This window comes from Bosea sp. Tri-49, assembly GCF_003952665.1.
Classification (GTDB): Bacteria; Pseudomonadota; Alphaproteobacteria; order Rhizobiales; family Beijerinckiaceae; genus Allobosea.
Map to the genome: position 1 here is coordinate 3994571 of NZ_CP017946.1, position 19416 is coordinate 4013986.

Below are 19416 nucleotides of genomic sequence, written 5' to 3' on the forward strand. Positions count from 1 at the left end.
GCATAGAAGGAACCGCCCATGCCGATCGAGGCGATCATCGACCGTTATTGTGAGGCTTGGTCTGATCCCGACCCGGCGCTGCGGGGCGCGGCGCTGGCCGAAATCTGGGCAGAGGGCGGGCGCTACACCGACCCGAGGGCCGATGCCCACGGCGCCGAGGCCCTGCTCGACCACATCGCCGGCGTGCTGGCGCAGCGCCCTGGCGCCCGCGTGATCAGGACCAGCGCGGTCCAGCAGCATCACGGCTTCGTCCGCTTCGCCTGGCGGGTGATCGAGGCCGACGGCACCAGGCTGCCGGAAGGGCTCGACATCGCTATGATCGACGAGGACGGCCGGATCAGCCAGATCATCGGCTTCTTCGGGCCGCTGCCATCGGACCCGTCAGCCGCCGCCTGAGCCGCCCCGCTATTGCGCCGCCCGAAGATCGTCCTCGGCGACGAGCCGGCCGATGAAGCCGAGCTGGCGATCGACGCAAGCCTCGCGCTCATAGCGGGCAATGACGGTCTGGCGTGCCGCCGCACGCAGCGGCATCAGCTCAGCGCCCCTGTCGAGCGCGGCGATCACGGTCTTTGCCAGGCGCGCCTCGTCGAAGAAGGGCGCGAGCAGCCCGTTGACGCCGTGGCGGATCGCCTCCTGCACCGGCGGGGTGGCGGAGCCGACGATGAGCGCGCCGCAGGCCATCGCCTCGATCATCGACCAGGACAGGACGAAGGGGACGCTGAGATAGATGTGAGCGGCCGAGACCTGGAACAGCCTGATCAGATCGGCATGGGCGAGCCAGGGGATATGGACGATCCGGTCGGAGAGCCCGGTTTCCTCCAGCATAACCTCGCGCCAGAGCCTCCCGTCCGGGCGCGGCCGGCCATAGCCCGGGCCATCGCCGCCGACCGCGACGAAGAGCACATCGGGACGCTCCTGCGCGACCCGGGCAGCCGCCCGCATGAATTGCGGATAGCCGCGATAGGGGTCGAGATCGCGGGCGGCGAAGGTGACGACCGGGTCGCCGGGACGGAGCGTGCGTCCATCGGGCAGAGTAAATGACGCCTGCACATCTGGCCGGCAGGCGTGGATGTCGATGCCGTCATGGCAGACGGCGATGCGCTGTTGCAGCGCGCGGGGATATTGCAGCTGCTGCCAGCGTGTCGGCGCATAAGCGAAGTCGAGCGTCTGCAGCGTCACCAGTTGGGCGGCGTTGCGCATGCGGATGCGCCGCCGCTCGGCCTCGGGCACGGTAAAGGCCGGGTCGAAATCGAGGTCGGAGCCGGCCGCGTTGTAGAAGTACTCGCAATAGCCGATCAGCGGCACGCCCGGCATCGCATCCTTGGCGAAGAGCATGCCGCCCCAGCCGACATGGCCGAGGATCGCATCCGGCCTGTCGTGCCGATGCAGCCGCGCCAGCTCAGCCGCGACCGCCTCGCCGGTGCGGACATGGTAGTCGGTCGCCGCCAGCGTCGCATGCGCAGTCGCCGGGTCGCCTACCGAATAGGCGATCTGCCTGATCCCCGGGCGGTCCGGCTCCGGCTTCTCCGTCACCAGCGTGACCTCGCCGCCCTCGGCGACGAGGCGCTGGATCAGGTGAGCGAACTGACCAGATCCTGAACGATGAACGAATAGGACGTGCATGAGGCCAGCAGGATCCCGCCATAGCGTAGTGCGTCGCCCCACCATTGTTCGAGGCGGCGCAAGGTGTCGTGGGTGGTCTGGAGGTCGGCGTCGAGATCGATGTCGAGTCCCTGGCCGAACTGGCTGGTCTCGTCGAGCAGCCGAAGCCGCTCGACGAGAAGCTGCCCTTTCGGCGAGAGCGAAATCCGGGCGAGGCGGCGGTCGCGTGGCGAGGCCCCGCGCTCCAGATAGCCGCTTTCGACCAATTGCTTGAGGTTATAGGAGGCGTTCGAGCCGACATAATGGCCTCGGTCGAGCAGGTCGCGCACCGCGATCTCGCCGGAGCCAATGGTGAACAGCACCATCACCTGCGAGGGTGAGATGTCGTCGACGCCGAGCTTGGTGAGCTCAAGCCTGAGATAGTCGAGGAAGCGCCGGCTGGCCCGCTCGATCATGCGCGCCAGATCGAGCTGCGACACCGGCGCCCGCGCCGGACCCGATTCGGGTTCGAGGCGGCGGGTGCCGTCTCGATGATCTCCATTGAAGCCATTGCCTAGGAATCGAGCGCCGTCATGGGGTTTTAGATGCATTCCCTACTCCGCCTGATCTCGAAATGAGCAGTCAGCCCTCCGAGCCCCTTTGGCTGACGAATAGCCTATACGCAAAGCACATGCCACCCCGAACAGAATGAATTTAAGATTTTATCAGAATCTACATAGTCATGAACTGTTTCAAAATTTGAAATAAAGCACGGTTCTGCCATATTCTCGACAATTGCCTATATTTCACAAGGCTTCATCTGTCATATTATAGACACGACTTATATGACACCCTTTCAACAACGTTCAGAACCTGCCGTATCGGCACAAGCGTCGACGGCGCCATCTGATGGCCAGCCCCACTCGGAGACCTGCATGAAGGTTGCGATCCAGCCTGCCGACGCGTTGATTCGAAGCCTGCAGCGCGGTTTTACCGGCGGGCTGGCCTATGCCGGCTTCCTCAGCTTCTGCGTCAACATCCTGCTGCTGACTGTGCCGCTGTTCATGCTGCAGGTGCAGGACCGCGTCATCGTCAGTCGCAGCTACGACACGCTCACCATGCTGCTCGTCATCGCGGTCGGAGGGCTCGCGCTCTATGGCGCGGTCGAGTTCATCCGCTCGCTGACCTTCCAGACGATGGCGAGCATCTTTGCCCGCCGACTCAACCTGCCGGCGATGCAGGCCGCCGTCTCGACCTCGCTGGAGAAGGGCTCGGGGCAGGCGACTCAGGCGATCCGCGACCTCAACGAGATCCGCTATTTCATCGCGAGCTCCGCGATCGCGACGCCGCTGGAGGCGATGTGGTCACCGATCTTCCTTGCGGTTCTCTTCGCCTTCCACTGGGTCTACGGGCTGGTCGGGCTGGCCTCGCTGCTGATCTTGCTGCTGCTCGGCGTCCTCTCCGACATGCTGACCCGCCGCTCGCTCAAGGATGCCAACGAGGAAGGCGTCGCCTCGATCAACGAGATCAGCGCGAGCCTGCGCCATGCCGAGACGATCGAGGCGATGGGGATGCTGCCGGCGCTGTCCAGCCGCTGGCGCGCCAAGCAGGTTGCGATGCTGGAGCATCTCGATCTCGGCACGCGGCGCGGCAAGTTCATCGCCGCCCTGACCCGCTCCAGCCGCATGACCATGCAACTTGCCATCTATGCGACCGGCGCAGTGCTGATCATCAAGCACGAGGTCACGATCGGCACGCTGATGGCAGCCAGCATCCTGCTCGGCCGGCTGCTCGCCCCGTTCGATTCGATGATCTCCGACTGGCGGCAATGGGTCCTCGCCGCCGCAGCCTGGAAGCGCGTGCGTGACCTCCTGCAATCACAGAGCTCGCAGCGCCAGAGCGTCCCGACCCCGGCAACCGAGGGCGATCTCGTCATCGATCGGCTGGTCTATGCGCCCAAGGGGGCCGAGCAGACCGTGATCAAGGGCGTCTCCTTCACGCTTCAGCCGGGCGAGGTCCTCGGTCTGGTCGGCCCCTCAGGAGCCGGCAAATCGACACTGGCACGCCTGCTCGTCGGCGTGCTCAGGCCGAATGTCGGCGGCGTCTATCTCGACGGCCACAACACCTATCTTTGGGAGCGCGGCTCCTTCGGCGACATGGTCGGCTATCTCCCGCAATCGGTCTCGCTGCTCGACGGCACCATCGCCGAGAACATCGCCCGCATGCGCAAGCCGGACCCGCACGCCATTCTGGAGGCGGCCCGCATCGCCGGCGTGCACGAGCTGATCGGCCGGCTGCCGCTCGGCTACGACACCGGCGTCGCCGACAGCGACTTCAAGCTGTCGGGCGGCCAACGCCAGCGCATCGGCCTGGCGCGAGCGCTCTACGGCATGCCGCGCCTCATCGTGCTCGACGAGCCCAATGCCAATCTCGACGCCGAGGGCGAGCAGAGCCTGATCCGGGCCATCAACGCTGCCCGCGAGAGCGGAGCCATCGTCGTGCTGATCGCACATCGCCCCTCGGTGATGCAGGTCGTCGACAAGATCCTGGTGCTGCGCGAGGGCCGCGTCGCCCAGTTCGGCCCGCGTTCGGCGGTCGCCGGCATGATCACGCCCGGCGGCATCGTCGAGCTCGATCCGGCCAAGCAAACGCCTACACCCCGCGAGGTGAGCGCATGAGCGATCTCCCGATGTTGCGCCGGCCGGACCGCGCGCTCGTACCGTTGAAGATCGAGGCGGAGCCCGAGGAACGGATGCCCTCGCTGCGCAATCTCGTCCTCGCCGGCGTCGCCGCAGTGGCGATCGGCTTCGGCGGCTTCGGCGCCTGGGCCGTGACCGCCCGGCTCGACAATGCCGCCGTCGCGCAGGGAACCGTCATCGTCGACAGCCGCCGCAAGACGGTGAGCCATCTCGAAGGCGGCATCCTCAAGACCCTGCTCAAGGCCGAAGGCGAACGCGTCGCCAAGGACGAGCCCCTGCTCATGCTGGAAGATGCCCGTGCCCGCGCCGAGCTGCAGCAGCTCCAGGCCAAGCGCGTCGGCCTCGAGGCCAGGCTCGCCCGGCTACGGGCAGAACAGAACGAGACGACCACGATCGATTTCCCTGACGACATCGCGAAGGCGCTGACGCCGATCGCACGGGAGGTGATCACGGCCGAACGCGTGCTCTTCCGCGCCCGCAGCCAGGTCTATGACGGCAAGACCCGCATCCAGCAGCGGGTGATCGAGCAGCATCAGGCCGAGGCCGAGGCGTTGCAGGCGCAGATCGACGCCGTGCGCAACCAGCGCACATTGATCGACGAGGAAGTGAAGACGATCGCCGACCTCTACGAGAAACGCTACGCCAAGCGCTCCCAGCTCGTCGAGCTGCAGACCAGGCAAAGCGAGCTCACCGGGCGGGCCGGTGAGACGAAGGCGCGCATGGCCAAGGCCCTGCAGGCAGTCGCCGGGGCGGAGCTCGAGATCAAGTCGATCAGCCTCGAACGCCAGAGCGAGATCGCCAAGGATCTGCAGGACAGCCAGCTCCAGCTCTCGGAGGTGGTCGAACGCATCGTTCAGGCGCAGGACGTGCTGCGCCGGCTCGTGTTGATCTCGCCGCAGGAAGGCATCGTCGCCAATATCCGGATGCGCACCGCCGGCAGTGCCGTCGCTGCAGGCGAGGCGATCCTCGACATCGTGCCCGAGCAGGAGCCGCTGATCGTCGAGGCCAAGGTCGACCCGCGCGATATCGACTCGGTTCGCGTCGGCGCCGACACGCAGGTCAGGCTGACCGCCTTCAATGCGCGGCTCCTGCCCCCGCTCCAGGCGAAGGTCAGCTATGTCGCAGCCGACCAGCTGGTCGATGAGAAGACCGGCATCGCCTTCTTCGTGGTCCGCGCCGAGATCACGCCGGAGAGCCTGCGCGAGAACAAGGTGACGCTGCATGCCGGCATGGCCGCCGAGGTGCTGATCGTCAACGGTCGGCGGTTTGCGGCCGATTACCTGCTCTCGCCGCTCAGGGACAGCTTCAACCGCGCCTTCAGGGAGGACTGAGCCCGTCGCCTCGCCCTGCGAGGTGAATGATGCAGCGAAAGCTGCAACGATTATTGCAGAATAAACACTTCGAATTTCGTAGCAACTTCAGGCAATAATCCCCGCTCCAACAATATATAAAAAGACAGCAACTTTGCTGCATCGCAAAAAAGTCATAATAGATTGCTTGATAAGAAGAATATCTTGGCTACTCTCTCGCTCGTCGACGATGGCGTCCTTTGGGTTCGCCGTCAGAACCGCACCGTTATTCGGAGAATGCAGAAATATTTCTGCAAATCCGAAGGTGCTCTCTGATCACCCAGGAGGTGACGAATGGCCACGATCGAAGGCAGTGCGTTCGATGATTTCTTGATAGGGACGCGTTTCAGTGACGTGATTCTCGCGGGCGCCGGCGACGACATCGTCAAAGGCGGCGCCCAGGTCGACTCGCTCTTCGGCGAGGAAGGTGACGACCTGATCTACGGCGACGGCGGCAACGATTTCCTCTCTGGCGGCGAAGGCGACGATTCGCTCTTCGGCGGCCAGGGTGACGACATCGTGGCCGGCGGCGACGGCAACGACAACCTCTTCGGCGGCGAGGGCGACGACGTCCTCGAAGGCGGAGCGGGCAACGACATCCTGCGCGGCAATGCCGGAGACGACGTGCTGCGCGGCGGCGACGGTGACGACCTGCTGCAGGGTGGGCCGGGTGACGACATCCTGCTCGGCGGCGAAGGCAACGACATCCTGCAGGGCGGCGCCGGCAACGACGTGCTCGAAGGTGGCGCCGGCAACGACCTCATCCAGGGCGGCGCGGGCGACGATCTGCTCTTCGCCGGTGCGGGCGACGACATCCTCTCCGGCGGCGCCGGCGACGACGTCTTCGTCTTCAATGGCGGCGGCGGCAACGATGTCGTGCTCGACTTCGACGCCGGCCACGACCTGCTGCAGGTCGCCTCGGGCATCAACGGCACCGATATCGGCTCGGCCGAGGACGTGGCGGCACGCGCCACTACCGTTGGCGGCAATGCCGTCATCGATCTCGGCAATGGCGACACCGTGACGATCGTCGGCGTCACCGCCGAAGACATCCAGGCCGATCCGAACTCCTACTTCGCGGTCGCCTGACGCAACGCGGCGCCGGCCGGAGTTCTCTCCGGCCGGCGCCGCATCCCTGCCCTTTTCGGAACATGGCACCCATGCTCTCTCTCGCGCCTGCACCGGTTGCGGACGGCCTGAGCCCGCAGCTGGATCTGTCCCGGCTGAGCGGCTCGGTCTTCCTGCTGAGCTGGACCATCGAAGCGCCCGTACTCTCCCGCCCGCGTATTGCGCTGACGGCGCGCGAGAAGCGCCTCGCCTCGGGCTCGATCGCGCTCGCCCTCGGCGACGGCCGCATGCGCGTGCTGGTCGTTTTTCGCCATGGCGCCGGCGACCTCGTCGCAACCCTGTCGGACGACAGCCAAGGCGGCGACATCACGGCTCGGTTCGACCCCGATCTCGTCCACGGCATGGCCGATGCGAACGAGCTGGTGCGGGACATCACGCCGGATGCGCGACGTACGCTCGCGAACGCACTGATCGGTCATTGGCCCAACCTGTTCGGCCTCAGCGAGAGCGCGAGCTATCTTGGTTTCCTGCGCCAGTTCCTGCTGATCCTCGCGCGCAAGCCGGCTGCGGCAGCACCGGTCGCTAAGCTCGTCGAAGGCAAGGTCCTGCTGGAATCGACGGTTCCCGGCCGGCTTCCCGGCGTGCGCGCCGCTTACCGCCTCGATTCGGGCGGGCTGTCGCGCCTCTCCGCCGGGCCGCGGCTCGGGCGCCCGGATCGCGCCGGCAACCGTCCCTTGCACCTGATCATCGACGAATTCTCGCCTCAGGCCGGCGGCCTGCTGATCCTTCAGGCTGAATCCGGTCTGATCGTGCGCGCGGTCACGCCGCGGCAGGACATTCCCTCGCTGGGGCGCTGGTGGGCCGGCAAGGCCAGCCAGCGCGACGGCCTGCGCAACTGGCTCGTCGAGCAGCTCACCGGCCTCTCCGAACAGGGCCGCCTGCTGGCGATCGAGATGCAGCGCCGGCTTCCCCTTGCCGTCCAGACCGTGCGGCGCAATGACGACGTCCCTTCGGCCGAGCTCGACCTTGCCATCACGACACCGGCTGGCCTGTTGCTGGGCGGCTGGTATCGCGATGCCGAGGGCGTGGTCGAAGAGGTGCTGCTGCACCGCTCTGAAGGCGAGCCGACACCGGTGCTCGAGCGGCTGGAGCGTTTCCCGGCACTGTTGCCGGCCGGCTCCAACGGTGACGTGAAGCGTGCCACCGGCTTTGCGGCGCTGGTCCCGGGTTACGCTTCGGGCGCGCCCGTTCTGCAGCCGCGGGTCGAGCTCAGGTTGAAATCCGGCACTGTCCTGTCGCTGCGCCCCGCCGTGCAGCCGGCGGACACCGTCGCGATCCGCGCCCGGGCGCTGGCCGCGATCCCGCCGCAGCATCTCAGTGCCCAGATGCTGGAACGGACGATCGCGCCGGTGCTGGCGGAATGCCAGAAGGCGCTGCGCGAGACCCTGCCGGAGCCGCAGGTCAGGAGCTTCGGCAAGGCGCCTGCCAATCCGGCGGTTTCAGTCGTGATCCCGCTCTATCGCGTCTACGAGTTCCTACGCGTGCAGGTCTCAGCCTTCGCGGCCGATCGCTGGTTCAGCGAGCAGGCCGAGCTGATCTATGTGCTCGACTCGCCCGAGCATGAGGCCGAGGTCGCCCATCTCCTCGGCGGGCTCTTCCTCGCCTATGGCCTGCCGATGCAGCTCGTCGTGATGGGCCGCAATGGCGGCTTCTCCGCTGCCTGCAATGCTGGTGCGGCAGCCTCGCGTGGGCAGGCGTTGGCCCTCGTCAACTCCGACGTGATCCCTGACAGCGAAGGCTGGCTGCCGGCGCTGGTCCAGCGGCTCGACCGGCACAAGCGCATCGGCGCGGTCGGTCCCAAGCTGCTCTACGATGACGGCTCACTGCAGCATGCCGGGCTTTACTTCAAGCGCGACAGCAAAGGCACCTGGCTCAACCATCATTACTTCAAGGGCATGCCGAGCCATTACGCGCCGGCCAATGTCGAACGGCCGGTCCCCGGCGTCACCGGCGCCTGCATCGTGCTGTCGCGGGCGCTGTTCATGGAAGTCGGCGGCTTCGACGACAGCTATGTGATCGGCGATTACGAAGACAGCGACCTCTGCCTGAAGATCGCCCGGGCGGGGCTCGGCATCGTCTATGTGCCGAGCGTCTCGCTCTACCATCTCGAGCGCCAGTCGATCTCGAAGAGCCTCGACTACACCCGCGGCGTCGCCTCGCAGCACAATTCCTGGCTCCAGACCAAGCGCTGGGACGGTGAGATCGAGGCGCTGATGGCGGCGATCGACAAACCCGCGTCGCAGCAGCCCGCACCGGCGCAGGGACTTCGTGCTGACGCTGAATTTCTCCTCTCCCGCGCCAATCTCAGGAGGGCCACAGCGGCATGACGGCGACCCTGGCCTTGCGACAGTCCACGCCGGAACCGGCTCCCACGATCGAACCGGCGACCCCCGAGCTCGCCTGGCTGATGGCCCATGTCCAGACGAACCGCTTCCTGCCGCACCCGCCGCCGGATTCGATCTTCGTCGGCGACGGCGATTATCGCGCCATCGGCGCCGAGTTTCTCGGCCATTTCGTCCGGATCGGCCGGCTGAAGCCGCATGAGCGCGTCTTCGACATCGGCTGCGGCATCGGCCGCATGGCCGTGCCGCTGACGCAGTATCTCGACCCCGAGCGCGGCAGCTATGACGGCGTCGATCCCGTCATGGACGGCATCCTCTGGTGCGCCCAGACGATCTCACCGGCTTATCCGCGCTTCCGCTTCCAGCGCCTCGACATCGCCCACCCGCTCTACAATCCGCAGGGTTCGCTGCCGGGCAACGAGGTGCGCTTCGGCTTCGCCAACCAGAGCTTCGACTTCATCACCATGACCTCGGTGGCGACGCACCTGCCGCCCGACGAACTCGTGGTCTACCTGAACGAGGCGGCGCGCCTGCTCGCGCCGGGCGGACGTCTGTTCCTGACCGCCTTCGCGCTCGATGGGCAAGTCACCGGCCAGGAGCGCTTGAAGTTCCGGCGCTGGGGCGAGGGGCCAGGTTGGTACGCGATCGAGGAGGCGCCGCTGGCGGCCGCTGGGATCGACGCCGGCTTCCTGCTCGAGCACGCGACGCAGGCCGGTCTCGCCGTCGAGCGACTGGACCCCGGCCATTGGCGCGGCCAGAGCGCGGCTCACTACCAGGATCTGCTGGTCGCGGTGAAACCGGGGGTTCAGCGATGAGCCGGCGTATCCTCGTCGTCGCCCATAACCATCCGGACCTGCATCCCGGCGGCACCGAGATCTTCGCCCATGACCTCGCGAAGGCCTATCGCGGCGAGGGCTGCGAGGTGCTCTTTCTCGGCGCGACCAATGCGATCCACCGCCAGCCCCATCCCGGCACCGCCTTCCAGGCGACCGGAGCGGATGGCGACCTGCTGTTGTGGAGCGGCCATTTCGACCGCTTCCACCTCAGCCAGATCGACCATTACGGCACCTTGCAGGATCTCGGCTCGCTGCTGACCGAGTTCCGGCCGGACGTGATCCACGTCCACCATCTCGTGCTGATCGGCGCCGAGTTCCTGGCGCTGGCCCGGCGACTCTTGCCGCAAGCGTCGATCGTGATGACGCTGCACGACTATTATTCGATCTGCCATCATGACGGGCTGATGGTGCGGGCGAGCGACAAGCAGCGCTGCACCGGCGCCACGCCCGGCAAATGCCATGGCTGCTTCCCCGAGATCGGCCCGGACCGCTTCCTGCTGCGCGAGCGTTTCCTCAAGACGCATCTTGCCGCCGTCGACCGCTTCGTCGCGCCGAGCCGTTTCCTGCGCCAGCGCTACATCGACTGGGGCCTGCCGGGCGAGAAGATCGAGGTCGTCGCCAATGCCCGGCCGGCGCAGATACCGGTGCCGCACCGGCACACCCATGGCGCCCGCAACCGCTTCGGCTATTTCGGCAACCTCAACCCGTGGAAGGGCGTGCTGCCGCTCCTGCAGGCGGCCAAGCTCCTGCGCGAGCAGGGTGCTGATGGTTTCGAACTGCGCATCCATGGCGGTGCGCCGTTCCAGAGCGAGGCCTTTACAACAGCCCTCGACAAGGCCCTGGCGGAAGCCGGCGCCGAAGTTACGCATTGCGGCCCCTATCGCCGCGACGAGATGCCGGACCTGATGGCCGAGGTCGACTGGGTGGTGATGCCCTCGATCTGGTACGAGAACGCACCCCTCGTCATCCAGGAAGCGTTCCAGCACCTGCGGCCGGTGATCGCCAGCAATATCGGCGGCATGGCCGAGATGGTGCGCGACGGCGTCGACGGGCTGCACGCCCGCCCGGGCGATCCCCGCCATCTCGCGCAAGTGATGGCGCGCGCCGCGGGCGAGGACGGGCTCTGGCATCGCCTCGTCGACGGCATCGCCCCACAACCCGGCATGGACGACTGCGCGCAGGCGCACCTTGCCCTGTTCGATCAACTCAAACTGGCGGAGGCGGCATGACCAGCATGACGACGATGCACAGTCCGGATGGTACCGTGAGCGAAGCGAGCGAGACCCCGGCAAAGCTCAACGGGCGCGTCGACGCGCTCGACGGCAACCGGCTGCATGGCTGGATCTGGGACGAGGCCCGTCCCGAGGAGCGGCTGACCGTGCGCCTGATGCGTCACGGCCTCAAGGTGCAGGAGGCGGTCGCCGACCAGGGCCGCATCGACCTGCGCCGCAACGGCATCGGCGACGGCAGGCATGCCTTCGCCATGGAGCTCGACGACCGGACGGCGGCGGCGCGGGATGCGCTGACCATCGTCGGTGTCTCCCCGAGCACCGGCGCCGAGCTCGAACTCCGCCTGCCGCCGCCGGCCGAACTTGCGGCAGAGGCGGCGATCGCCGTGCCGCTGGCCCGCTTCTTCGACCGGGTCGAGGCGCTGATCGCCTTGCAGCGACGCTCGCAGCTGACCCAGAAGGAATTGCTCGACAAGGTCGGCGAGCTCGGCGTGCAGCTGGCGGAATATCGTCAGCGTGAGGCCGAGACCAAGCACTCGGAGGAGAGCGAGGGCAACGGCGCAGTCGCGACGCGGCTCGCCGAGCTCGACGTCTTCCAGATGCGCTTCGACCAGACGCTACGCGCCTTCGACGACCGGCTTGTCGCGATCCGCAAGGAGGCAAAGGCGCCGCTGCGGCAGGTCACCGTCGTCCTCGGCTTCCTCTCGGGCCTCGCCGCGGTGCTCTCCTTCGCCACGCTCACCGTCATGCTGATGAGTAACTGAGCGATGAACGAGGTCATCATCCCCGAGCGGACCGTTATCAGCCCCGCGCCAACCGTCGCCTGGACCCCGCTCGGCGAGAACGCGATCCTGGTGATGAGCGCCTGCGATGCGCTGCCAGGCAAGGTGCCGGTCGCGGTCGACGGCAATCCGCGCAACCGGGTCGAGACCATGGCGCTGACCTGGCGCCGGCCGCAGGCCGACGCTGCACACGCCACTGGCTTCCTCTGCCTCGCTCCTGCCCCGTCGCCCGACCGCGCCGGCTCGGGCGCGATCCTGCTCGGCCGGCCGGGCCGACCCTTGCGGCTGATCCTGGCGCCGAAGCCGATGCCGCTACAGGCCTTCCTCGCGGCGCTCGCGGACGAAGCCGGCCAGGCCTTCCCGACTGTCGTCGACGGGCTCCTGGAAGTGCTGCTCGCCGGCAAATCGAATCCGCGGCGCCTGCGCGCCGTCGGCATGCTGCTGCAATCGGTCGCCAAGCCCGGGGGCTTCGTCGAGGTGATGGGCCCGCTCGACGACAGCATCTTCGTGCAAGGCTGGACCGCGAACTTCGCCGCCGGGCGGACCAAGCTGCTGGTCGCCCATGGTGGGCTATCGCCGGCCGTGCTGGAAGCGGGAACCTTCGAGCGCGACGACCTCGGCGAGGGCGCGCGCGGCTTCTTCGGCCTGCTGGAAGAGTGCGCCATACGCCATCCCAGCGAAATCGAGCGACTGTTCTTCCGCGCCAATGACGGCTGGCGCGCGCTCGAGGTCTATGAGCGCCATGTCGTGCTCGAGCAGATCACCGTGCCGGGCCATCTGCGTGACGGACTGCAGCGCGGCACCGCCCCAGCCGCCACCGTCGAGAAGCTGAAGCACGCCTCACAGCGCTTCGACGGACGCGATACCATCTCCTTCCTCGACCAGCCGGTGCGGGCCGGCATCGACGACGCCACGATCGTCGAAGGCACCGGCGTCCTGATCATCGGCTGGCTGTTCGATCCGGAACGTCTGGTCGGCGATGTCGTGCTGCGCAGCGGTACGCAGTCCTGCACCATCGACAAGATCTGGACACGCGCCGTGCGGCCGGACGTCACCGCCGCTTTCGCCGAGGATCCGCGCTTCGGGCCAGCCATGGCGAGCCGGCGCAACAGTCATGGCTTCATCGTCTTCGCGCCCAAGCTGCTGCCTGAGCCGGGGCAGCCGCTCTATCTCGAATTCGAGGTCGAGGGCCACGGCCCGGCCTTCCTGCCGCTTGCACCCGGCCGCAACCCGGCCCGGCGCGCGCTGGAGCGGGTCTTCGGCCTGCTCGACCCACGCTCCTCGACCGCGACCGCCGTCGTCGAAAAGCAGATCGCCCCTGCGCTGCAAGCCGCCGAGATCGCGCCGCCCAAGGCGATCGAGACGCACGATATCGGCCGTTTCAACGCCGATGCCGCCATGGGCCTGGTGATCGGCCTCGATCATCGTCAGCGCGAGCTCTCCAGCCTGTTCGCCTTGCTCGCGATCGATCCCGAGATCAAACCGCTGCCGATCGTGGTCGCTGCCCCCGGCGAGAGCTTCGACCGGCTCGGCGCCGAGGCGCGCCGACTCGCACGGTTCTATGGGCTCCAGGTCCGCCTCGTCCTGGTCGAAGGCGTCGAGGATACCTGCGATGCGCTGGAGGCCGGCGTGCGCGCCTGCCGCTTCCAGACGGTGGCGCTGCTCTCCGGCGCGGCCCAGATCCGGATGCCCGGCTGGCTCGGGCGGCTGGAGCGCGCCTATCGCGGCCGCGGCGGCCACTGCGTCGCGAGCCCGACCCTGCTGTTCGAGGACAACTCGATCCGCTGGGCCGGCGCCTGGCTCGAAGGCGAAGGCGCCGGACGGCGCGTCTACAACCGCTTCGTCGGCTATCCCTTGGATGCGATCGGCAGCCTCGGGCCGATGGAGGTCGCCGCCGGTGCGACCGAATGCTGCGTGATGTCGCGCAACGCCTTCCTCGAGGTCGACGGCTTCTCGCGCAGCTACTTCACCACCGGCGAGAAGGGTCTCGATCTCTGCCTGAAGCTCCGGATGAACGGCGTGCCGTCGCTCTGGGTGCCCGAGGTCGAGATCTATGTCGTCGAGGACGGTGAGACCCGCCCGCATGTCGGCGCGCTGATCAGCCTCGCCGACCGCACCAGTTTCGACCGGCGCTGGGCGCTGGCCATTTCCAACATGAGAGGATGAGCATGCGTATCCTCGTCGTCTCGCACGGCCACCCCTCCTTCTCGCTCGGTGGCGCCGAAGTCGCCTCCTACAACCTGCACAAGGGCTTCCGGGCCAAGGCCGAGGTGGACACCCACTATCTCGCCCGGGTCGGCGCGCCGACGCCGCGCCATGGCGGCACGGCGCTGATGAGCCTGCGCCAGCGCGGCGGCGAACTGCTCTACTACGCCGAGGAGTACGACCACTTCCTGCTGTCGAACCGCGCCACGGACGAGATCGAGCGCGACTTCGTCCGCGTGCTGCGCGACCTCAAGCCTGACGTGGTGCATTTCCACCATTTCATCGGGCTCGGCCTCGAATGCCTGTTCGCGGTGCGCGACACGCTGCCGGATGCGCTGATCGTGGTGACCTTCCACGAGTATCTCTCGATCTGCCACCACCACGGCCAGATGGTGAAGACCGGCGCCTTCAAGCTCTGCTACCGGGCTTCGCCAAGCGACTGCAACGCCTGCTTCCCCGACATCTCGCCGGCGCGCTTCCTCGCCCGCGAGACCTTCATCAAGGGCATCCTCAACCTCGCCGACCATTTCATCTCGCCAAGCCGCTTCCTGGCCGAGCGCTACCAGCAATGGGGGCTCGCCGCCGAACGCTTCTCGGTCATCGAGAATGGCATCGACGTCGCCGAGGTGGCGCCGCCGCGGCCTGTGCCCGAAGCCAATGGCCGGCGCTCGCGCTTTGCCTATTTCGGCCAGCTCACGCCCTACAAGGGCGCCGACGTGCTGATCGACGCCGTCACCCGCATCCCGGAGCAGGTCTGGGGCGAGGACAGCGTGCTCCTCGTCTATGGCGGCAATCTCGACCGCCAGCCCGAGGCCTATAAGAAGAAGTTCACCGACCTGGTCGAGGCGGCTGGGCGGCGCGTGCGCTTCTGCGGCCCCTTCCAGAACCACGAGATGCCCAATCTGATGCGTTCGGTCGACTGGGTGGTGATGCCCTCGGTCTGGTGGGAGAATTCGCCGATCGTGATCCAGGAGGCCTTCTTCCACGGCCGCCCGATCCTCTCCAGCAATCTCGGCGGCATGGCCGAGAAGATCACCGACGAAGTCGACGGGCTGCATTTCCGCTCCAACAGCCCCGAGGATCTCGTCGATTGCATGACCCGGGCGCTGAGCGAGCCTGGGCTCTGGGAGCGCCTGCGCGCAGGCATCAAGAAGCCGCTCAGCCATGTCGACTGCGCCGACCAGCACCTGGCGCTCTACCAGCGCCTGATCGCCGAGCGGGGCATGCCGGCTCCGGCCAATCGCGCCGCCGCGCCGATGATCGCGTGAGCTGCGCGGACACAAGAAGGGAGAACGCAACCATGGCCCGCATCCTCGTGATCAGCCCTTCGGGCGAGGTCTACAACCACGACAATGTCCGCTGGTATCGCCATGCCGACCTGCAGAGCCACATCAACCACTACCACAACATCGGCGACGCCTTTGTCTTCGATTCCTCGCTGAAGCTGCTCAACTTCGAGAAGCTCGAGGAATTGCCGATCACCAGCATCGACCCCCAGCAGATCGACCGGTTCAACGCCGAGTTCGACTATGTCTTCCTGCGCGGCTCGAACTATGTGCACGCCGGCATGAACTGGAGCCGCACCGCCGAGGTGCTGCGCCGGCTCAAGCTGCCGGTGCTCGCCTTCGGCATCGGCGCGCAGGCTCCGGTCAGCGGCAAGCTCGAACTCAGCGAGGACAGCAAGACCGTCCTCAAGCTGATCTCGGATTCGACCGCGTCGGTCGGCGTGCGTGGCACCTATTCGGCCGAGGTGATGCACGAGCTCGGCATCAAGAACGCCCGGATCATCGGCTGCCCGACCGCCTTCCGCAACAACCGGCCCGACCTCGCCATCCGCTTGCCGGCGCTCGACAGCGTGAAGCAGGTCGGCGTCACGCTGCGCCGCGAGGTCTCCAAGCACTACGCCAAGGACATCAAGCGCTACCTGACCTTCCACCGCGACCTGGTGAAGGCGATGGCGGACCGCTTCGAGGTCACGCTTATGTCCCAGGGCGAGGTCGAGGAGAAGAAGCTCGCTCTCGGCACGCCCGAGCAGAAGCTGGAGGGCATGGCGGCCCTGCGCGAGAACGGCTGGGCGACCCAATGGTATCTCGATGAGCAGATGGAAGCGCTCTACCGTGACCGGATGTTCTATTCGGACGTCGTCGCCGGACATGAGCAGCTCGTCCGCAAGCTCGATCTCGTGCTCGGCTACCGGCTGCACGGCAATCTGATGGCGCTCGCCAACGGCACGCCCTCGATCTACTTCACCTATGACAGCCGCACGGTCGAATTCGCCGAGACCTTCCAGATTCCGAGCGTCGACGTCTTCGGCGACAAGCCGTTCAAGCTGGAAGAGTACTGGAACCAGGCGCTCTTCGACCGCTTCAACGCGGCCTATGCCCGCGTCTATGGCGCGATGAGCGCCTTCCTCAGCGAGAACAAGGTCGACCACAAGATGGCGAAGCCTGCTGCGGCCGCCACGTCCGCACCACCGGCTCCCGAGCCGGAAAGGAAGGTGGCATGAGGAGCGCGCGCACCGCCCTCGCCTGGCTGCCGGCGGCGCTGCTGGCAATCACCGCGCCCGTCGCCGGCTTCGCGCAGGCGCCGGGCGCACCGGTCGCCGCAGGTTACCGGCTGGAGATCGCGCCCGACGCGAAGGAGGAGACGGTCGTCTCCTGGGCGCGCGAGCGCTGCGAGGAATGGGACCTGCCGGATGCGCCCTTGCGCGCCTTCCGCGACAACAAGGGCGAGGTCGTTGCCTTCGCCAGCCATTACCGCAGCCGGCCGCTGATCGGCGGCAATCTCGGCGCGATCCGCAAGAGCTGCGCGGTCTCCTTCGAGGCGAAGAGCAGCGCCGATCCGAGCCAGTTCAGCGACAAGAGCTGGATCGCCGCGACCTGGACCGGCGATGGCCGCAATGTCGAGGCACTGGTGCACGCCGAATACCATGCCGACAAGCATCCCGGCGCCTGCCGCTTCAAGGATGCGATGAGCTGCTGGTACAATGTCGTCACCGCCGCCCATTCCAGCGATGGCGGCCTGAGCTTCAAGACCGACGAGCCGCGCCCGCTGGTGGCGGCACCCGGCTTCCCCCAGGAGGTCGGCCAGGGCCGGCATCGCGGCTTCTTCAACCCCTCCAACATCGTCCAGAAGGACGGCGCCTGGTATGCGCTGATCATGACCACCGGCGGTGAGGGCCAGAAGAACGGCGTCTGCCTGTTCCGCTCGACCAACATCAAGGACCCGACCTCCTGGCGCGCCTTCGACGGGCAGGACTTCACCATCCGCGCCGTCGATCCCTATCGCGACGACCTCAGCCAGGCGCGGCCCTGCCAGACGCTCAAGCCGCTGCCGACCACGGTGGGATCGCTGACCCGGCACGAGGCGAGCGGGAAATGGCTCGCGCTCCTCCACCTCGGCCCCGATCCGAGCCAGAACATCGCCGGCGGCCGCGTCGCTTATAGCTGGTCCGACGATCTGATCCGCTGGTCGCCGCTGCAGACGCTGATGGTGCAGCCGACGATGTGGAGCAAGAACTGCAGCGACCGGCTGCGCTACGGCTATGGCGCCCTCGCCGATCCGACCTCGCGCTCGCGCAATTTCGAGACGACCGGCGACGAGGCCTTTCTCTTCATGACCAGGATGAAGGTCGCCGACTGCAAGCTCGGCCCCGACCGCGACCTGGTCCGCCTCAAGGTTCAGTTCGTCAAGGAGGGGCCATGAACGCGCCCGTGCTCAATCTCGGCTCCGTGGTCTCGGCGCAGAACGCCATCAAGATCCTACGCGCCACCACCGGCGAGGTCGTCGTCGCCATCGGGCGCCGGCCCGATCGGAGCTGGCCCACGCTCAAGCTGATGCTCGACGGGCAGGAATACGCCACCATCCAGCCCGGCGCGATCGTCACGGCTGAGGCGGATGTCGCCGAGTTGACCATCCCGCTGCCGAGCTTGCCCAATGGGCGCCCCCACTCGGTCGCGATCGCCGATGCAGCCACAGGCACGCTCGCCCCGGGCTCGAATCTGCGTCCGATCGCGACCGAGACCAAATTGCGCGCGCTGGTGATCTATCCGGCCGGCGAGGTCTACGAGCACGACAAGGTGCGCTGGTACCGCGCGCCGATGGAGAAACTGCTCAGCGACTACTTCAACATCGGCGACATGATCGTCTACGATTCGACGCTGAAGCTCCTGCGCTATGCGCATCTTGAGCCGATGAAGATCATGTCGCCGACCGATGCCGACATCGCGCGCTACGCCAGCGAATTCGACTTCGTCTTCGTGCGTGGCTCGAACTTCATCCACGAGAACATGGAATGGTTCCGCGCCGTAGAGGTGCTGGAGAAGGTGAAGTTGCCGGTCTACGCTATCGGCGTCGGCGCCCAGGCGAGCCAGAACCGCAAAATCGAGCTGCCCGAGGCGTCGAAGCGCTTCTGGTCGATCGTCGGCGAACGCTCGGCCGCGATCGGCGTGCGCGGCGCCTTCAGCGCCGAGACCCTGCGCCAAAATGGCATCAAGAATGTCGAGGTCGTCGGCTGCCCGTCGATCTTCCGGACCCGCAATCGCGACCTCAAGATCCGCATCCCCGACCAGCGCGAGATCCGCAAGGTCGCCTTCAGCCTGCGCCGCGAGGCCGACAAGAGCTACACCGCCGACCCGGACGCCTATCTGCGTAACCAGAAGGCCGCGCTGCTCAAGGTCGACGGCCAGAGCGAGATGGTGATGTCCTCGCATGGCGAGCAGGAGGAGAAGGCCTTCTTCCTGCGCGATCCGGCGGCGAAGGAAAAGGCGGTTGCGGAGTTCGTCAAGACCAAGTGGTGGGACGGCCCGGACGATGCGCCGATGCGGCGCATCTACGAGAAGCAGCTGTTCTCCTTCTTCGACGTCGAGCGTTATGACGAGTTCGCGCGCTCGATCGACCTTGCCGTCGGCTACCGCGTCCATGGCGTGCTGCCGGCGGTCGCGCAGGGCGTCCCGGGCGTGCTCGTCGCCTATGACACGCGCAGCCAGGAACTGGCCGAGACGCTGAAGATCCCTGTCGTCTCGGAAGCGGCGCTCGCCGAAGGCGGCTGGCGCGCGGTCTATCAGGAGGCGGCGCTGAACAACCTCGCGAAGAGCTATGCCGCTTCCTATGACCGGATGCGCGGCTTCCTCGACCACAACGGCATTCCCCACCGCATGTGAGACCAAACCCGGCGCGGCGAAGATCGCGCCGGTTGGAGGAAATGCCCGGAGGTAACCGGGCCATCAGCAAGCGCCCGGCGAGCACCCAAGGCTTTCGAGTCCG

Annotated in this window: 15 protein-coding genes; 13 read left to right on the forward strand and 2 right to left on the reverse strand. The window is 66.9% G+C overall.

Features of this window, described 5'->3' with window-relative positions; all coding sequences use genetic code 11:
* Positions 1-18 precede the first annotated feature (18 nt).
* Positions 19-396, forward strand: coding sequence for a nuclear transport factor 2 family protein (locus BLM15_RS19280; protein WP_126114268.1), 378 nt, complete (start codon positions 19-21; stop codon positions 394-396).
* A 9-nt stretch (positions 397-405) separates the two neighbouring features.
* On the opposite strand, the gene BLM15_RS19285 is transcribed toward BLM15_RS19280, so the two are convergent.
* Together BLM15_RS19285 and BLM15_RS19290 are read right to left on the reverse strand one after the other, a co-directional pair.
* Positions 406-1623: a glycosyltransferase gene (locus BLM15_RS19285; protein ID WP_126114269.1), complete on the reverse strand. Its 1218-nt coding sequence runs from the start codon at positions 1621-1623 to the stop codon at positions 406-408.
* Positions 1572-2081: a MarR family winged helix-turn-helix transcriptional regulator gene (locus BLM15_RS19290; protein WP_236846353.1), complete on the reverse strand. Its 510-nt coding sequence runs from the start codon at positions 2079-2081 to the stop codon at positions 1572-1574. Before BLM15_RS19290 ends, BLM15_RS19285 begins: the two co-directional genes overlap by 52 nt.
* 435 nt (positions 2082-2516) lie before the next feature.
* Here BLM15_RS19290 and BLM15_RS19295 point away from each other — a divergent pair, with 435 nt between their 5' ends.
* From BLM15_RS19295 to BLM15_RS19350, 12 genes are all read left to right on the forward strand, one after another.
* Positions 2517-4259 carry a type I secretion system permease/ATPase gene (locus BLM15_RS19295; protein ID WP_126114271.1) on the forward strand — a complete coding sequence of 581 codons (1743 nt, stop codon included), beginning with the start codon at positions 2517-2519 and terminating at the stop codon, positions 4257-4259.
* Positions 4256-5611 carry an HlyD family type I secretion periplasmic adaptor subunit gene (locus tag BLM15_RS19300; protein ID WP_126114272.1) on the forward strand — a complete coding sequence of 452 codons (1356 nt, stop codon included), beginning with the start codon at positions 4256-4258 and terminating at the stop codon, positions 5609-5611. The genes BLM15_RS19295 and BLM15_RS19300 overlap by 4 nt, the downstream gene beginning before the upstream one ends.
* Before the next feature lie 312 nt (positions 5612-5923).
* A complete protein-coding gene (locus BLM15_RS19305; protein WP_126114273.1) occupies positions 5924-6718 on the forward strand; it encodes a calcium-binding protein in 795 nt (264 codons plus the stop codon).
* Between the two features lie 71 nt (positions 6719-6789).
* A complete protein-coding gene (locus BLM15_RS19310; RefSeq protein WP_164547580.1) occupies positions 6790-9084 on the forward strand; it encodes a glycosyltransferase in 2295 nt (764 codons plus the stop codon).
* Entirely contained in the window at positions 9081-9914 is an 834-nt protein-coding gene (locus tag BLM15_RS19315; RefSeq protein WP_126114275.1) for a class I SAM-dependent methyltransferase, read from the forward strand. The genes BLM15_RS19310 and BLM15_RS19315 overlap by 4 nt, the downstream gene beginning before the upstream one ends.
* On the forward strand, positions 9911-11164 hold the full coding sequence (locus BLM15_RS19320) for a glycosyltransferase family 4 protein (RefSeq protein WP_126114276.1): 1254 nt from the start codon (positions 9911-9913) through the stop codon (positions 11162-11164). Before BLM15_RS19315 ends, BLM15_RS19320 begins: the two co-directional genes overlap by 4 nt.
* Positions 11161-11928: a hypothetical protein gene (locus BLM15_RS19325; RefSeq protein WP_126114277.1), complete on the forward strand. Its 768-nt coding sequence runs from the start codon at positions 11161-11163 to the stop codon at positions 11926-11928. The genes BLM15_RS19320 and BLM15_RS19325 overlap by 4 nt, the downstream gene beginning before the upstream one ends.
* Positions 11929-11931: 3 nt before the next feature.
* Positions 11932-14112: a glycosyltransferase family 2 protein gene (locus BLM15_RS19330; protein WP_126114278.1), complete on the forward strand. Its 2181-nt coding sequence runs from the start codon at positions 11932-11934 to the stop codon at positions 14110-14112.
* A gap of 2 nt (positions 14113-14114) precedes the next feature.
* Positions 14115-15419: a glycosyltransferase family 4 protein gene (locus BLM15_RS19335; protein WP_442859382.1), complete on the forward strand. Its 1305-nt coding sequence runs from the start codon at positions 14115-14117 to the stop codon at positions 15417-15419.
* A gap of 32 nt (positions 15420-15451) precedes the next feature.
* Positions 15452-16657: a polysaccharide pyruvyl transferase family protein gene (locus BLM15_RS19340; RefSeq protein WP_126114280.1), complete on the forward strand. Its 1206-nt coding sequence runs from the start codon at positions 15452-15454 to the stop codon at positions 16655-16657.
* Positions 16654-17856 carry a hypothetical protein gene (locus BLM15_RS19345; RefSeq protein WP_126114281.1) on the forward strand — a complete coding sequence of 401 codons (1203 nt, stop codon included), beginning with the start codon at positions 16654-16656 and terminating at the stop codon, positions 17854-17856. The genes BLM15_RS19340 and BLM15_RS19345 overlap by 4 nt, the downstream gene beginning before the upstream one ends.
* Complete coding sequence (locus BLM15_RS19350) at positions 17853-19313, forward strand: polysaccharide pyruvyl transferase family protein (protein WP_126114282.1); 1461 nt, start codon at positions 17853-17855, stop codon at positions 19311-19313. Before BLM15_RS19345 ends, BLM15_RS19350 begins: the two co-directional genes overlap by 4 nt.
* Positions 19314-19416 lie beyond the last annotated feature (103 nt).

What these genes read in the sequence shown, in the direction of transcription:
- BLM15_RS19280 (WP_126114268.1), top strand. Translation starts at nt 19, where the DNA reads ATGCCGATCGAGGCGATCATCGACCGTTATTGTGAGGCTTGGTCTGAT.
- BLM15_RS19285 (WP_126114269.1), bottom strand. Translation starts at nt 1,623, where the DNA reads ATGCACGTCCTATTCGTTCATCGTTCAGGATCTGGTCAGTTCGCTCAC.
- BLM15_RS19295 (WP_126114271.1), top strand. Translation starts at nt 2,517, where the DNA reads ATGAAGGTTGCGATCCAGCCTGCCGACGCGTTGATTCGAAGCCTGCAG.
- BLM15_RS19300 (WP_126114272.1), top strand. Translation starts at nt 4,256, where the DNA reads ATGAGCGATCTCCCGATGTTGCGCCGGCCGGACCGCGCGCTCGTACCG.
- BLM15_RS19305 (WP_126114273.1), top strand. Translation starts at nt 5,924, where the DNA reads ATGGCCACGATCGAAGGCAGTGCGTTCGATGATTTCTTGATAGGGACG.
- BLM15_RS19310 (WP_164547580.1), top strand. Translation starts at nt 6,790, where the DNA reads ATGCTCTCTCTCGCGCCTGCACCGGTTGCGGACGGCCTGAGCCCGCAG.
- BLM15_RS19315 (WP_126114275.1), top strand. Translation starts at nt 9,081, where the DNA reads ATGACGGCGACCCTGGCCTTGCGACAGTCCACGCCGGAACCGGCTCCC.
- BLM15_RS19320 (WP_126114276.1), top strand. Translation starts at nt 9,911, where the DNA reads ATGAGCCGGCGTATCCTCGTCGTCGCCCATAACCATCCGGACCTGCAT.
- BLM15_RS19325 (WP_126114277.1), top strand. Translation starts at nt 11,161, where the DNA reads ATGACCAGCATGACGACGATGCACAGTCCGGATGGTACCGTGAGCGAA.
- BLM15_RS19330 (WP_126114278.1), top strand. Translation starts at nt 11,932, where the DNA reads ATGAACGAGGTCATCATCCCCGAGCGGACCGTTATCAGCCCCGCGCCA.
- BLM15_RS19335 (WP_442859382.1), top strand. Translation starts at nt 14,115, where the DNA reads ATGCGTATCCTCGTCGTCTCGCACGGCCACCCCTCCTTCTCGCTCGGT.
- BLM15_RS19340 (WP_126114280.1), top strand. Translation starts at nt 15,452, where the DNA reads ATGGCCCGCATCCTCGTGATCAGCCCTTCGGGCGAGGTCTACAACCAC.
- BLM15_RS19345 (WP_126114281.1), top strand. Translation starts at nt 16,654, where the DNA reads ATGAGGAGCGCGCGCACCGCCCTCGCCTGGCTGCCGGCGGCGCTGCTG.
- BLM15_RS19350 (WP_126114282.1), top strand. Translation starts at nt 17,853, where the DNA reads ATGAACGCGCCCGTGCTCAATCTCGGCTCCGTGGTCTCGGCGCAGAAC.